Below are 14,557 nucleotides of genomic sequence, written 5' to 3' on the forward strand. Positions count from 1 at the left end.
ACCCGTTGTGCATTTAGGCAATATTGATTTTTAGGTTATTGATATTTCTGTTGAATTCAAATATGTTTATATATTGAATGACCGTCATAGCCGTAATCTTAGATAATATTCTGTTTTTGAATCCCTCAAAAGATTTAGCATAATTCCTTCGAATCATAAATTGGTCGCAAAGTTGAGAAAACAATGTTTCAATACGCTTTCTGGATTTCTTAAAAACGTACGGCTGCTCCCTATAGTTATGCTGGTTTGTTCTCATAGGGGTTTCAAGTCTAATATTATGATATTCAAATAAATTCAATTGATATTCAGCCGACAAATACCCTTTATCACCAAGTAATATGCAATCACTTAATTGATGCTTTATATCCTTTAAATAATTAATATCGTGCACAGAGGCTGGACTAATATCCATACTTTCGATAACACCCTGAGCAGAACAGACAGCATGTAATTTATATCCATAATAATGGCTTGATTGACTTGCACAATATCCTTTTTCGGGCAGACTGTAGTTTTGTTCTTTACATATCTTACTTCTAGCGCTTCTTGATAATTTACAGACCTCTAACGGCATACTGTCAACAATATAACAATGCTCAGATTTATTCAACTTTCTCACTAATGCCTTGCGAAGTGATTCTCTAAAAGAAAACAACTTACGCTTTCTTCTATTGTAGACACTGCGCTCTATTTTGCTGGATAGACCAGCAGGTAACATTCGAAAAAGCTGGCATTCACTATCAACACTCATATATTCTGATGTTAAATCAATAGCTATAAGCTCTTTATCTCTTAATTTAGGTTTACGGATTTGATGTAAATAATCCATTTTACAATCCAATTCTTTTAAAACCTTGAGGATTTTGTCGTAATTTGCTTGAAAGTTGTGCATATAAATTATAGTGTGGTTACTACAATTTACTGCATTTTAGCAGTTTGCACAACTTTTTCTAAATGCACAACGGGTCAATATAATGTAATTCCTCAAAATGGACTCATTGAAAATGTTTGGAGAGATGCTTATAAAGGGATACAACGTGCAAATATAGTTTTAAATAGAATTGAAGATATAGCGTATGATAATGCAACCACTAAAAAAGCAAGAATAGGTGAAATGTTATTTATTAGATCTTTATACTATTTTAATTTGGTGAGAATATTTGGAGATGTACCATTAGTTGTGGAGGAAATAATAAATCCTCAGGATAATTTTGGGCAGACTAGAACCCCAAAAGAAGATGTCTATAATCAAATTATAACAGATTTAACTCTCGCTGTAGACTTGTTACCAAATAGAAATGAGGACAACAAAATGAGAGTTGTAAAAACTGCAGCATATACACTTTTAGGAAAAGTATATTTAACTCTAGGAGATTATCCAAACGCTTATGACAATTTAATTGAAGTTGTAAAATCAAAAAGTCATAAACTTATACCTATAGAAGAAGTTTTTTCAACTGAAAATGAATTGAACGAAGAAATCATTTTTGCAGTACAATTTGCTTCTGGGATTAATGCAAATAGTGAAGGAACAGATGCTTATAGAATGTTTAATCCAACAGGAAGAGTAGAAGGGAATATGACAGGAACTAAAGGACATGGAGTATTAAAACCTGATTTTTATGATTTGTATGAGGAAGATGATCTACGAAAAGGAGTGTATGTAGATGTTTTAGAATCTGGAATTGCTTATAGCAAAAAACTAGCAATCCCATCTACCGTAATTGGAGATTCGGAAAGTGACTGGGTGGTTTTGAGATATGCAGAAGTACTTTTAATGTTAGCTGAGATTGAGAACCAAAGAGGTAATATAGACATTGCAATTGGATATTTAAATGAAATTCGAGAGCGTGTAAATCTAGGACTTTATGAAGGTTTAGAGGATAAAAATTCAGTATTTAACGAGATAGATTTACAACGTAGATTAGAATTAGTATGGGAAGGACACAGATGGTTTGATATTTTACGACAAAATAGAGCAGGAGAAGTATTAGGAGTTTCAGATTCAAATCGTTTGCTAATGCCTATCCCTGCTAAACAAATAGCTACAGATAGTGCTTTAGAGCAAAATCCAGGATATTAATCCTATATAGAGGTCTAAAAAGTATTTAAACTCGATATGTTATCCTAAGCTTGTTAAAGGATTTTTCAAATGTTTGGAGCTTAAAAAATTGATGAGATTGAAAGCTATAAATTACTTTTTAGACCTCTTAAACTATATGTTAATCAAAAATATTACATCAGACCAATTAAAAACAATAAAAAAAAGATGAATCAAACACATAAAATAATAGTCTCTTTATGTTGCTTTTTACTTTTTTCAATAAATATTTCATCTCAGAATTCAAGAGGTTACTTTCAGTCGTATCAAGATATTATTGAGATGATAGATAACCCAAGTGATGATCACGTAATGGTGGTAGCGCATAGAGGGGATTGGCGAAATGCACCAGAAAACTCCATAAAAGCCGTTCTAAACTGTATTGAAATGGGAGTTGAGATTGTTGAAATAGATATTCGAATAACAAAAGATAATCAATTGGTTGTTATTCACGATTTAACGTTAGATCGTACCACAACAGGAACTGGAAAGGTTAAAGACAAAACGCTTGAGGAGATTAAGGAGTTGTCTTTAAAAAATGGAGCCAATGGAATAACTGCTCATAAAGTGCCAACGCTTAAAGAAATGATGCTTGCTGTTAAAGACAAATCTATTTTACTAAACTTAGATAAAGCATGGGAATATTTACCTCAAACAGTTTCAATTTTAAAGGAAACAGGAACTTTAAAACAATGTATTTTTAAAGGAAATGACCCCTATGAGGTAATGATAAAAAAACATGGCAATTTGCTAAAGCAAGTTAATTATATGCCAATGGTTTGGCCAGCAGATTATAATATTTATAAAGCAGAAGATGAACTGATTAAAGATCCTGTAAAATACACAAACGATTATATTGAGCAGTTAAATCCTTTAGCTTTTGAAGTTATTTACAGTGATGAGGAATCCTCTATTTTTGATGCAATTTCTAAAATAAAAGAGCATAAAATATCCGTTTGGGTAAATACTTTATGGGGTAAGTTATGCGCATTTCATCAGGATGATGTTGCAGTTGAGAATCCAGATAAGCATTATGGTTGGGTAATAGATCATGGGGCAAATATTATTCAAACGGATCGTCCTCAATTTTTAATTAATTATTTGAAATCTAAAAATTTAAGAAACGCAAATAGTAAATCTAAAATCCCACTTTTAATAGGTAACCTTGAAGACTCTACTAATAAGGAAATTATGGTTGTAGCGCATCGAGGAGATTGGCGAAATGCTCCAGAAAACTCTTTGCAAGCTATTAAGTCGTGCATAGATATGGGGGTAGATATGGTGGAAATAGATGTTCGAGAAACAAAAGATGGTAAGCTTGTACTAATGCATGATGAGATTTTAGATAGAACAACAAATGGACAAGGATTGGTTAGTAATTGGACGCTGGATAGCCTAAAAACGCTACATTTATTAGATGGCTTAGGGGTTAAAACGCCAAATAAAATACCAACTTTAGAGGAAGCTTTACGTCTATGCAAAGGGAAAATATTAGTAAACTTAGATAAAAGCTATAGTATTTTTGACAAATGTTTTGAGATAGCTAAAAAAACAGAGACCTTAAATCAGATTGTAATTAAAGGGAATAAAACTAAAAAAGAAGTGGAAGCCGAATTTGGGCAGTTTTTAGATGAGGTATATTTTATGCCAATAGTTAAACTTAATAATCCTAATGCCGAACATATCATTGAAGAATATCTAGAAAGTGAAGTGCCTATAGCATTTGAATTTACGGTGCCACAAGATACAATTAGTCTTATTAAAAAATTTAAGGATATCAGAGATAAAGGAGCAGGAGTCTGGGTCAATTCATTATGGCCACAACATAATGGAGGTCATGACGATGAGAAAGCCTTACTAAATCCAGAAATTTATAATTGGTTTATAGATGCTAATGTAGATATGATACAAACAGATAGACCTGCATTACTTCTTCAATACTTAAGAGCTAGAGGGTTACACCAGTAATAATATGATTTATTCGATAATCGAAGTTTAAATACTCGAACACTTGCGTCGAAATATTTTTTAGTATTTCCTTTTAATACTTCGTGCGCTTGAATCAAGAGAGTAGATATAATAATATAATAGTGATAAACTCTAAGAGACTGTCTAAAAAGTAATTCATAGTTGTTATCCAGCTTGTCAAAGGAGCTTGTGAACTGAGTTTGTCGAACTGAGCTTGTTGAACTGAGCTTGTCGAACTGAGCTTGTCGAAGTTTCACAACTAACACTCAAAAAAATCCTTCAACAAGCTCCTTTAGATTTTAGTTTATTGTTGTCCGATAAAAGCAGACCGCGTTTATTCCATTCCACATATATCAAGGGTTAATAGAGGTTTTTAAAATAGCCCCCTTGCTATTAATAAAAATGAATAAAAAGAGGAGTTTAGTAATGTTATTTCTTTAAACTACTCATTTTATAATAGTTAATATTTAGTCTTTGTTCTTTTCTCTTACAGCGAAGCGGTCTTGTATTTTTACTCGGACATTAATGATTTCAGTTATTTTTTAGACAGCCTCTTTTTTGTTATCAATTAATTATATAAAAGTTGTTTTTTCGCTTAACTACTTCTGTTAAACTATTAACAGCTATTATTATCTTACAAACTGCTAATTTTTGGATTTTTGATTATAAATATATAATTGTAAAGTAAAATATTGTATTTAGCTGATAATTAATTATTTGTAGTTTGTGTTTTTGATTTTCTACTACTTTGAATGTTACATTTCTATCGTTTTCGTTTTAGGTATTTTCCATAAAAATAAGTACATTAGTCACCATGAGTAATTACCACATCAAACACTTAGAAGAGTATTTTCAAGTTTACCGAAAGTCTGTTCGCGACCCAGAGAGTTTTTGGGGAGAAGTAGCCGAAGAGCACTTTATATGGCGAAAAAAATGGGATAATGTTTTAGAATGGGATTTCACCAAACCCGAAATTAAATGGTTTGAAGGAGCCAAATTAAACATTACCGAGAATTGTATAGATAGGCATTTGCGCACCCGAGGCGATAAAACCGCTATTATATGGGAGCCCAATAGTCCTGAAGAAGAAGCTTTACATATTACGTATAAAGATTTACACGAGCGTGTTTGCAAATTCGCAAATGTGCTAAAATCAAAAGGAATAAAAAAAGGAGATCGTGTATGTATTTACCTTCCTATGATTCCAGAATTGGCCGTTTCTGTTTTGGCATGTGCTAGAATAGGAGCAATTCATTCGGTTGTTTTTGCAGGGTTTTCTTCCACAGCATTAGCAACACGAATTAACGATTCCGATTGTAAACTATTAGTTACTTCGGATGGTTCTTTCCGAGGAAATAAATCAATAGATTTAAAAGGAATTGTAGATGAAGCATTGGAGAAATGTGATTGTATAGAAACTGTTTTAGTAGCAAAACGTACTGGAACAGATATTAATATGAAAGAAAATCGAGATGAGTGGCTAGCACCATTACTCGAAGAAGCCGACTCAGTTTGTGAACCAGAAATTGTAGATGCAGAAGACCCATTATTTATTTTATACACCTCTGGTTCCACAGGAACGCCAAAAGGAATGGTTCATACCACAGGAGGTTATATGGTAAATACGGCGTATACCTTTAAAAATATATTTCAATACCAAGAAAACGATGTCTATTGGTGTACTGCAGATATTGGCTGGATTACTGGGCACAGTTACATTGTTTATGGACCTCTTGCCAATGGGGCTACAACGGTGATGTTTGAAGGAGTTCCCTCATATCCAGACTTTGGTCGTTTTTGGGAAATTATAGACAAACATAAAGTAAGTCAGTTTTACACAGCACCAACGGCTATTCGTGCGTTGGCAAAAGAAAATTTAGATTTTGTAACTAAACACGACTTGTCTTCTTTAAAAGTATTGGGTTCTGTTGGAGAGCCTATAAACGAAGAAGCTTGGCATTGGTATAATGATAATGTAGGAAAAGGGCAATGTCCTATTGTAGATACTTGGTGGCAAACCGAAACTGGTGGGATTATGATTTCTCCAATTCCATATGCTACGCCAACTATTCCTACCTACGCTACTTTGCCGTTGCCAGGAGTGCAACCTGCATTGATGGATGAAGAAGGGAAAGAGATTAAAGGCAATCGCGTTAGCGGTCGTATGTGTATAAAATTTCCTTGGCCTTCTATTGCCAGAACTATTTGGGGAAATCATCAACGGTATAAAGAAACCTATTTTTCTGCTTTTGAAAACATGTATTTTACCGGAGATGGCGCTTTGCGAGATGCTGTTGGTTACTACAGAATTACGGGCCGTGTAGACGATGTTGTCATTGTTTCTGGTCATAATTTAGGGACTGCACCAATCGAAGACGCTATTAATGAACACCCAGCAGTGGCAGAATCCGCTATAGTAGGTTTCCCACATGACGTTAAAGGAAATGCACTTTATGGTTTCGTTATTTTGAAAGAAGTAGGAGAAACACGTGATAGAAATAACGTTCGTAACGAAATTAATCAGCAAATTACTGAGCATATTGGTCCGATTGCAAAACTCGATAAAATTCAATTTGTAAGCGGATTACCAAAAACACGTAGTGGAAAAATTATGCGACGTATTTTACGTAAAATAGCTTCCAACGATTTATCAAATTTGGGAGATACGAGTACGCTGTTAAATCCAGATGTTGTTGACGAAATTATTAAAGAGAAATTAGATTAGGAGCATAGCGGTATGCGTTAAAAGCAATGTTGTTTCCCGCTCTCGCTCATACACGCTTGCTCGGCGCTGCCTCACAAACGGGGTATCCGCTCCATCGGGGCTAGCAGCTAAATTGTAAGAATAAAATAATTCCAAGGTTGTCTAAAAAGTATCTAAACTATAAATGTCATCTAAAGGAGCTTGTCAAACTGAGCTTGTCGAAGTTTCACAACTAACACTCAAAAAATCCTTCGACAAGCTCGACAATTATGAATTACTTTTTAGACAGCCTCTTTTCTATTTTAAAAATATTTAAGAATTATATAATTCACAATGTAATGAAGTTGTTTTATTTTCGTCAAAGTAGCTATATCTAATTCAATCATGAAAAAAATAATTACCCTAATCATTCTAGTTGTAATAATTATAGCTTGTTCTTCCGAAAATAAAAAGGAAACCTCACAATTAAATTTAGAAAAATACCCTTCAGAATTAGCAGAAGTTTTTAAAGCGCATGGAAGTTTGGATGCGTGGCAACAGAATAAAACACTTCTCTTTACAAAGGGAGAAGAAAACTATACGGTTGATTTAAATTCGAGGAAGTCTATAATAGAATCGTCTAATTATACAGTAGGTTATAACGGAGAAGAAGCATGGCTTATGGAAAAAGATAGTGCTGCTTTTAAAGGGAATCCAGATTTTTATCACAATCTATTCTTTTATTTCTACGCTATGCCGTTTGTTCTAGCAGACGATGGAATTAAATATAGCGAGACAGAACCTTTAGTGGTTGATGGAAAAACGTACCCCGGAATAAAAATTGCATATCAAGATGGAGTAGGAGCTTCCTCAAAAGATAACTACTACCTTTATTACAATAAAGATACACATCAAATGGAATGGTTAGCATATACCGTAACGTTTTTTGATAATAAACCAAAGGACCAAACCAGTGTTATAAAATATGATAATTGGCAAGTGGTAAACGGAATTAAATTACCAAAAACTTTGGTATGGTATGCAAAAGATTCTTTAGGGAATGTTGTTGCTCCAAAAGATAAATCCCCTGTAACTTTTACAAAAGTATCTTTAAATACAAATACTTTAGATAGTAAGACGTTTGAAAAGCCTAACTAATTAGGGTTTCTTTACGTAGTTATAAATCATAATAAATAAGTAAAATAAATTAAGTTTTTAGGTGTTTTTACACTCATACTCATAGTCATGTCGACCAACGAGAGACATCCCATCACCAGAAAACTCTTGAGTTATATATTGGAATGCGATATCTCCTTTCAGTCAAAACGACTAAAGCCTCGCAGTTTTGTCGACCAATGGGAGACATCTCATTACAGAAAATATTGTTGAGTTAAGTGTTGGAATGCGATTTCTCCTTTTAGTCAAAACGACTAAAGCCTCGCAGTCTTGTCGACCAACGGGAGACATCTCATTACCCGAAAAACTCTTGAGTTATATATTAGAATGCGATTTCTCCTTTCAGTCAAAACGACTAAAGCCTCGCAGTCATGTCGACCAGCGGGAGACATCTCATCACCCGAAATACTCTTGAGTTAAATGTAGGAATGCGATTTCTCCTTTCAGTCAAAACGACTAAAGCCTCGCAGTCTTGTCGACCAACGGGAGGCATCTCATTACAGAAAATATTGTTGAGTTAAATATTGGAATGCGACTTCTCCTTTTAATCGAAATGACTAGATGATTTTTTATAATGAAACCATTTTGGAGTAGTATCTTTATTTTATTTTAAATAAATCTTTAAGCTTTCCTCTTTCATTTTTGTAGAGCCTAGAAATAGTTTTCAAAAAAGCAATAGCAGTAATCATGGCATCTCCAGAAGCGGTATGTCTATCTTTTAAAGAAATATTTAAATTTTCAGCAAGCTCATCTAAACTATAATGTTTATTTCTATCAATAAGATTAGAGTTAATTCTAGTAGCTCGATACAATGTCATGGTGTCTAACACCTTATTTTTTAACTTAGGAAGTTGCAACCTTTTTAAAGCATGATTAACCATTCCAATATCAAAATTTGCATGATGAGCAACCAAAACAGCATTTCCAATATAATCTAAAAATTGCTGAATGGCTTCTGCTTCTGTGGCCGTATTTTCAGGGTCGTTTTTTACAATTCCATGAATTTTTACGGTTTCAGGATTAAATTGCTCTTGGTGGAGGTATATTTCAAATGCATTAGCAACTTCAATTGTGTTGCTTTTTAATTTGACAGCGCCAATGCAAAGGATTCTATCTTTGTCATAATCAAACCCAGTGGTTTCAGTATCAAGGATAATAAATTCGTTTTCATCAATAAACTCAGGAAGCTTTTCTGAAAACTTAGCTTCATATGCCTTCCAAAAATCTGGATCTTCTGGTCGATGTTTTTTAAAAAACCGAATCATATAAAAGTACTTATTTTGTAACGCAATTTTATGAGTTCTTGAACTTCGTTAATCGATTTAAAACAGCGCTTTAATTTTATTTTCTCCTCTTTACTTAAGGTTTCTAATTCTATAAATCGTCCAGTATCGTTGTGTAAAAGTCCTTGTTTCGTTCTAAATTTTAATAAAGCCTTGGCGGTATAAGAGCAGGAGAGATAGAGTTCTTTATTATGGGGCTCTAATTCGGCTAATTTCTCAAAACGTTCAGCAGTATTATTAATGTTTTTTATTTTATGTTGAAGTGTTAGCACTCTTCCAGCATCGGTAATTGGCATGATGGCTCTTTTCTTTAAATCAAAAAAGTCTTTATACTCTCCATTGGCTTCTACAAGAAACTGTCTAAAAAATCCAAGCGGCGATGGATTTCTAAGAGAACTAGCCGCCAGAGCATTTAAAAATAACTGATTGGAATCAAGATGGTTAAAAATAGTTTCCGAAAGTTGATTGGTAAGACTGCTATCACCGTAAGAAATATCGTAATCAAAGAAAATAGAACACAATAATATTTCATTATTCCCAGGGTCGGTCATCCATTTAATAAATTGTTTTTTCCATTCGGTTAAAGACAAGGTGTAGTTTGGATTGCGAGCCATCATGTCTGCAGGACAATATTCATACCCTATAGTACTCAGTCCTTTGTTTACTATTTTGGCAAGTTCAATAAAATATGCTTTTGTTTCAGGGTATATAGCTTCTGCTACATCTTCAAAAACAATGGCATTATCTTGGTCGGTATGTAAAAGTTGTTCTTTTCTACCTTGACTACCTAAAGACATCCACGCAAATTTAACTGGTGGAGAGGAGCCTATTTTATCAATACTTCTTTCAATAACTCTCTTAATGGTGGCATCATTTAACTCAAACATAATTCTAGACACATGCGTCATCGGAATGTTTTGTTGAAGATAACCCGACAATAAGTGCATAACTCTACCACGAATAGCTCTTAAAGTTTTTGATTTATTCGCCCTTTTTATAGCTTTCATCAGTGCAGCTGGATTGTTTCCTTGACTTACAATAATATCGTGTTCCGATACTATTCCAATAGCTTTACTGTTTGGAGTGCCATCCTTTGTAATGCAGATATGGCTAATTTTATGTTTCATCATTGCTACTTGTGCTTGGGCTATGGTAAGTCCTTTTGGGTAGCAAATTACTGGAGAAGACATTATTTTTTCAACAGCAATATCAATAGGGAATAAACCCACCGCAATAGTATTTCTAATATCCTTATCGGTTACTACCCCAATGGGGAGATCGTTCTCGATAACGAGGATGGAACCCACATTTTTTTCAGACATTAGCTTTGCTACTTCAGAAACTGCCTCGTTTTTTTCGCATCCTATAATATTTTTAACATAGCGAACAGGTTGTAGCTCGTATAATTCTGGAGATGCTTGCTGCGGAATTTCTTCTCCTTCTGTATATAATTTCCCACGGTGTTCCCGTGAGTAGGGATTTCTGGTGTTGGATGCAAAACTTTCAATTAAAAACTGACCAACACGATAATTTCTTTTGATGATGGGTTGAAAAGAATCAATCGGAATTGCATACAATATAGACTCTTCTTCTGCAATTGCGCTTATCATGTAGTTTTCTTTGGCAAAAATTGGTCGCAGACCAAAAATATCTCCTTCATCGCATTTGTCGAGCGTTTCTGTTTCATTGTTTTCATTTCGCTGAATAGCAATTGCTCCTTTATGAACCACATAAAACTGATTGTGTCCAGCTTCCTCTTGATTAAAAACAACTGCTCCCTTTTGCTTATAAATTACTTTTACCTCCTTAGCTACTTCCAAAAGTTGATGCGGTTTTAGTAATTCAAAGGGAGGAAAACGCTTTAAAAAATCGGCTATACGTTCGGCTATAGTATTTTTCATGTTTTATAATCTTGAGGTTAAAGCAAATTTAACCAAAAAGCCTCTGAAATTTCAGAGGCTTTAAATTTATATTATTTTTCTTCGGATGGCAGAAAACACCAAATCTAGATAATCGGGTTCCAAAGGAACGTAATCTTTCATGAGCGTGTGGTTTTTTAGCGCTGCTAAATACACATTTATAGGTGTTAGTTTTATTTCCGCTACTTCACTCTCCTGAAGACTCAATGTTTCTAGAGGTTGTTTTAATTCAACTAAAAAAATATGATGAAATTCACAATCAATCACATCCTTACTATGAACTACCGAAGAACGATGAACTCCAATTTTTTCTAAATCCTTTTCAGAAATGGTAAGTCCTATTTCTTCTTGGACTTCTCGAACTGCGGAAACTTCTGCAGTTTCCCCAGCAGAAATATGTCCAGCTACAGAAACATCCCACTTATTTGGAAATGTTTTCTTATCGGCAACTCTTTTTTGAATGAGTACTTTTCCTTCTTGCGTATATAGCCAAACATGGGCAGTAGGATGGAAGAGTCCCTTTTTATGAGCCTCCGATTTTAAAAGCACTTTCCCAGTTGCATTTCCTTCGCTATCTAATATGTCTACTAGTTCGTCCAAAAAATTTTATTTATTAATTATATTTTAGGTTACCAAAAAAAATAAAATTCATCCATACAATATGGAGTGTAATTATATTATCGATAAAGTCCTCGTAAATGTTTAGTCAAAATAACTAAAAGTTTCATTTGGTTTTATCTTTAAAAGACTTTCATAAATTAACTTAATTACATTTTCAACATCATCTCTATGCACCGTTTCTACTGTAGTATGCATATAACGGAGTGGTAACGATATTAATGCAGAGGCAACGCCTCCATTGCTGTAGGCAAATGCATCGGTATCGGTTCCAGTAAATCTTGATGCAGCCATACGCTGAAAAGGAATATTTTTTTCTTCCGCAGTCTCAATAATTAACTCTCGTAATTTATTTTGAACTGCTGGAGCGTAAGAAATAACAGGTCCTTTCCCGATTTCGGTATGTCCTTGTTTTTTCTTTTCTATCATTGGAGTAGTGGTGTCATGGCAAACATCTGTAACAATGGCTACATTCGGTTTTATTGTTTGCGTAATCATTTCTGCACCACGTAAACCTATTTCTTCTTGTACAGAATTGGTAATATAAAGTCCAAACGGAAGTTTTTGTTTGTTTTCATGTAAGAGACGAGCTACTTCTGCAATCATAAATCCACCAGCACGATTATCTATAGCGCGACAAACAAATTTATCTTCATTTAAAATAAAAAATTCATCAGGGTATGTAATAACACATCCTACATGAACGCCCATTTTTTCTACTTCCTCTTTGTCTTTTGCACCTATATCTATAAATATATTGTCTAGTTTAGGACTGTTTTCATCCTTATTGTCTCTTGTATGTATAGCTGGCCATCCAAAAACACCTTTTACAATTCCGTTTTTAGTGTGGATATTTACTACCTTAGAAGGAGCTATTTGATGATCGCTTCCTCCATTTCGTATTACATATATAAGTCCGTTGTCCGTAATATAATTTACGTACCAAGAAATCTCATCAGAATGCCCTTCAATAACAACCTTATATTCTGCTTCAGGATTAATAACTCCCACAGCAGTTCCGTAGGTGTCGGTTATAAATGTGTCTACATAAGGCTTAAGATATTCCATCCATATCTTTTGTCCTTCCCATTCATAGCCTGTAGGAGAGGCATTGTTTAAATATTTTTGAAGAAACTTAATTGAATTTGAGTTTATAATCTTCTTATTCGCCATAAATCATATATTTTAAGTTCACGAAAATACTAATATTCGTATACATTTAATAAGTGTCGCAAAACTAATTTGCTATTTTTGAACACACAAAAGCAAAAGTTTACTTGAAACAGTTAATATATATAGTAATTTTCTTTCAAACCCTCAATGTATCTGCACAGATTAGGGAGGGGGATTCCATTGTAGAACCAGTTAAAGATTCGTTGGCAGGACAATATTATTTCTTTGATGGCGACTCTATTCCCAGGAGTATGATCGAATTGGATCCTGTAGTTGTATTTCAGAGATTGAGATTTGCCTCTTATAAAGATAAAGTACGTTATTATATATTGAAGAGGAAAACTATAAAAGTGTATCCCTATGCAAAACTGGCCGCAGATAGATTAACAGAATTAACTGCCCGATTAGATAAAATAGAATCTAAATCGAAGCGTAGGCAGTATACAAAAATTATACAGCGTTATATAGAGGATGAGTTTTCTGCGGAATTAAAAAAACTTACCCGAACAGAAGGACAAATATTAGTGAAGCTTATACACAGGCAAACAGGAGTTACAGCTTTTGATTTGGTTAAAGAGCTAAGAAGTGGTTGGCGCGCTTTCTGGTATAATACTACCGCTAGTTTGTTTGATATTGATATAAAGATAGAATACCAACCAGAAGCAGTTCATGAAGATTATTTAATTGAAGATATTTTACAACGTGCTTTTGCCGACGGAAAGCTAGAAAGACAAGAATCGGCTCTCGATTTTGACTATACAGAACTCACAAATAAGTGGAAAGATGCTAATGATAAGGTGTCTTTTCAGTCAAAAAAGTAACGAAAATCCTGTAAGTACCTCATTTGTAAATAAATAGTTGTAGGATTCATTTTTTTTAATTACATTAGCTACCCTTTCTTCTGAAATTTTTATCGATTGAAGAAGTTTGAAGTAGAAAAGGAGACAAGAATAAAGAGCAAAGAGTATAGATTGTTTCTAACTTTTTTCGAATTTGTAGTTTGCCATTAACCATTAACCATTAACCATTAACCATTAACTAAAAACTAAAAACTTACTGCTTATTGAAAGAAGTCCGAAGACCGAAGTCGGAAGTAAAAGGGGAGGCAAGAATAAAGAAAGAGCATATAGATTTTGTATTCTGAGCCTTTATAGAATTTGTAGTTTGCTATTAACCAATAACCAATAACCATTAACCATTAACTAAAAACCATAAACTTACTGCAAACTGAAGACTGCCTACTGAATAGCAATCAACTCTTTGTACTAAATACTAAATACTAAGTACTTTTTTCACTGCTTAACCTTCGAGTTCTAAGGCAGTTAAGAAATAGTTTTAAAAATACTTAAAAAAAGGTTTGGATAATGGTTAAATAAGTTTCTATATTTGCACCCGCTTTGAGAGAGAGATCATGTAGTAGAGGAGGGGCGAAGTTCTTTAAAATAGGGTGTTTTGAGCTGTTTGTTGAGATTAGAGAAGCTTTTAAAAGTTTCGAAAAAAAAATCAAAATAAATGTTGCGAGAAACAAAAAAGTAATTTACTTTTGCACCCGCTTTGAGAAACAAGAGACGTTCTATAAAAGAGAGTTCATTTTTGAGTTTAGTGTTTAGATTTTGAAGAAAATCAAAAACGAAAA

The 14,557-nt window shown here is 33.7% G+C and carries 10 protein-coding genes; 5 read left to right on the forward strand and 5 right to left on the reverse strand.

The features are described from left to right. Positions 1-13: 13 nt before the first annotated feature. Entirely contained in the window at positions 14-892 is an 879-nt protein-coding gene (locus AC13CQ_RS05665; RefSeq protein ID WP_008610872.1) for an IS982 family transposase, read from the reverse strand. A gap of 12 nt (positions 893-904) precedes the next feature. Here AC13CQ_RS05665 and AC13CQ_RS05670 point away from each other — a divergent pair, with 12 nt between their 5' ends. The 4 genes from AC13CQ_RS05670 (at position 905) to AC13CQ_RS05685 (ending at position 7,910) form a co-directional block, all read left to right on the forward strand. After that, complete coding sequence (locus AC13CQ_RS05670; protein ID WP_482882741.1) at positions 905-2,083, forward strand: RagB/SusD family nutrient uptake outer membrane protein; 1,179 nt, start codon at positions 905-907, stop codon at positions 2,081-2,083. A gap of 186 nt (positions 2,084-2,269) precedes the next feature. Beyond that, positions 2,270-4,069, forward strand: a complete 1,800-nt coding sequence (locus AC13CQ_RS05675) for a glycerophosphodiester phosphodiesterase family protein (RefSeq protein WP_008614078.1) — start codon at positions 2,270-2,272, stop codon at positions 4,067-4,069. An 814-nt stretch (positions 4,070-4,883) separates the two neighbouring features. Continuing rightward, the gene (gene acs, locus AC13CQ_RS05680; protein ID WP_008614079.1) at positions 4,884-6,794 is read left to right on the forward strand and encodes an acetate--CoA ligase; all 1,911 of its coding nucleotides are present in this window, start codon (positions 4,884-4,886) and stop codon (positions 6,792-6,794) included. Between the two features lie 363 nt (positions 6,795-7,157). Then, a complete protein-coding gene (locus AC13CQ_RS05685) occupies positions 7,158-7,910 on the forward strand; it encodes a DUF6503 family protein (protein WP_008614081.1) in 753 nt (250 codons plus the stop codon). Positions 7,911-8,527: 617 nt separating this feature from the next. Here AC13CQ_RS05685 and AC13CQ_RS05690 read toward each other — a convergent pair. The 4 genes from AC13CQ_RS05690 to AC13CQ_RS05705 form a co-directional block, all read right to left on the reverse strand. Further along, positions 8,528-9,193: a 3'-5' exonuclease gene (locus tag AC13CQ_RS05690; protein ID WP_008614082.1), complete on the reverse strand. Its 666-nt coding sequence runs from the start codon at positions 9,191-9,193 to the stop codon at positions 8,528-8,530. Beyond that, positions 9,190-11,112 carry a DUF294 nucleotidyltransferase-like domain-containing protein gene (locus tag AC13CQ_RS05695; protein ID WP_008614083.1) on the reverse strand — a complete coding sequence of 641 codons (1,923 nt, stop codon included), beginning with the start codon at positions 11,110-11,112 and terminating at the stop codon, positions 9,190-9,192. The genes AC13CQ_RS05690 and AC13CQ_RS05695 overlap by 4 nt, the downstream gene beginning before the upstream one ends. Before the next feature lie 66 nt (positions 11,113-11,178). Then, the gene (locus AC13CQ_RS05700) at positions 11,179-11,730 is read right to left on the reverse strand and encodes an NUDIX hydrolase (protein ID WP_008614084.1); all 552 of its coding nucleotides are present in this window, start codon (positions 11,728-11,730) and stop codon (positions 11,179-11,181) included. A gap of 102 nt (positions 11,731-11,832) precedes the next feature. Then, complete coding sequence (locus tag AC13CQ_RS05705) at positions 11,833-12,921, reverse strand: M42 family metallopeptidase (protein ID WP_008614085.1); 1,089 nt, start codon at positions 12,919-12,921, stop codon at positions 11,833-11,835. Between the two features lie 104 nt (positions 12,922-13,025). On the opposite strand from AC13CQ_RS05705, the gene AC13CQ_RS05710 reads away from it, so the two are divergent. Further along, on the forward strand, positions 13,026-13,742 hold the full coding sequence (locus tag AC13CQ_RS05710; RefSeq protein ID WP_008614086.1) for a DUF4294 domain-containing protein: 717 nt from the start codon (positions 13,026-13,028) through the stop codon (positions 13,740-13,742). Positions 13,743-14,557: the final 815 nt, after the last annotated feature.

The organism is Galbibacter sp. L-19 (genome assembly GCF_056857615.1).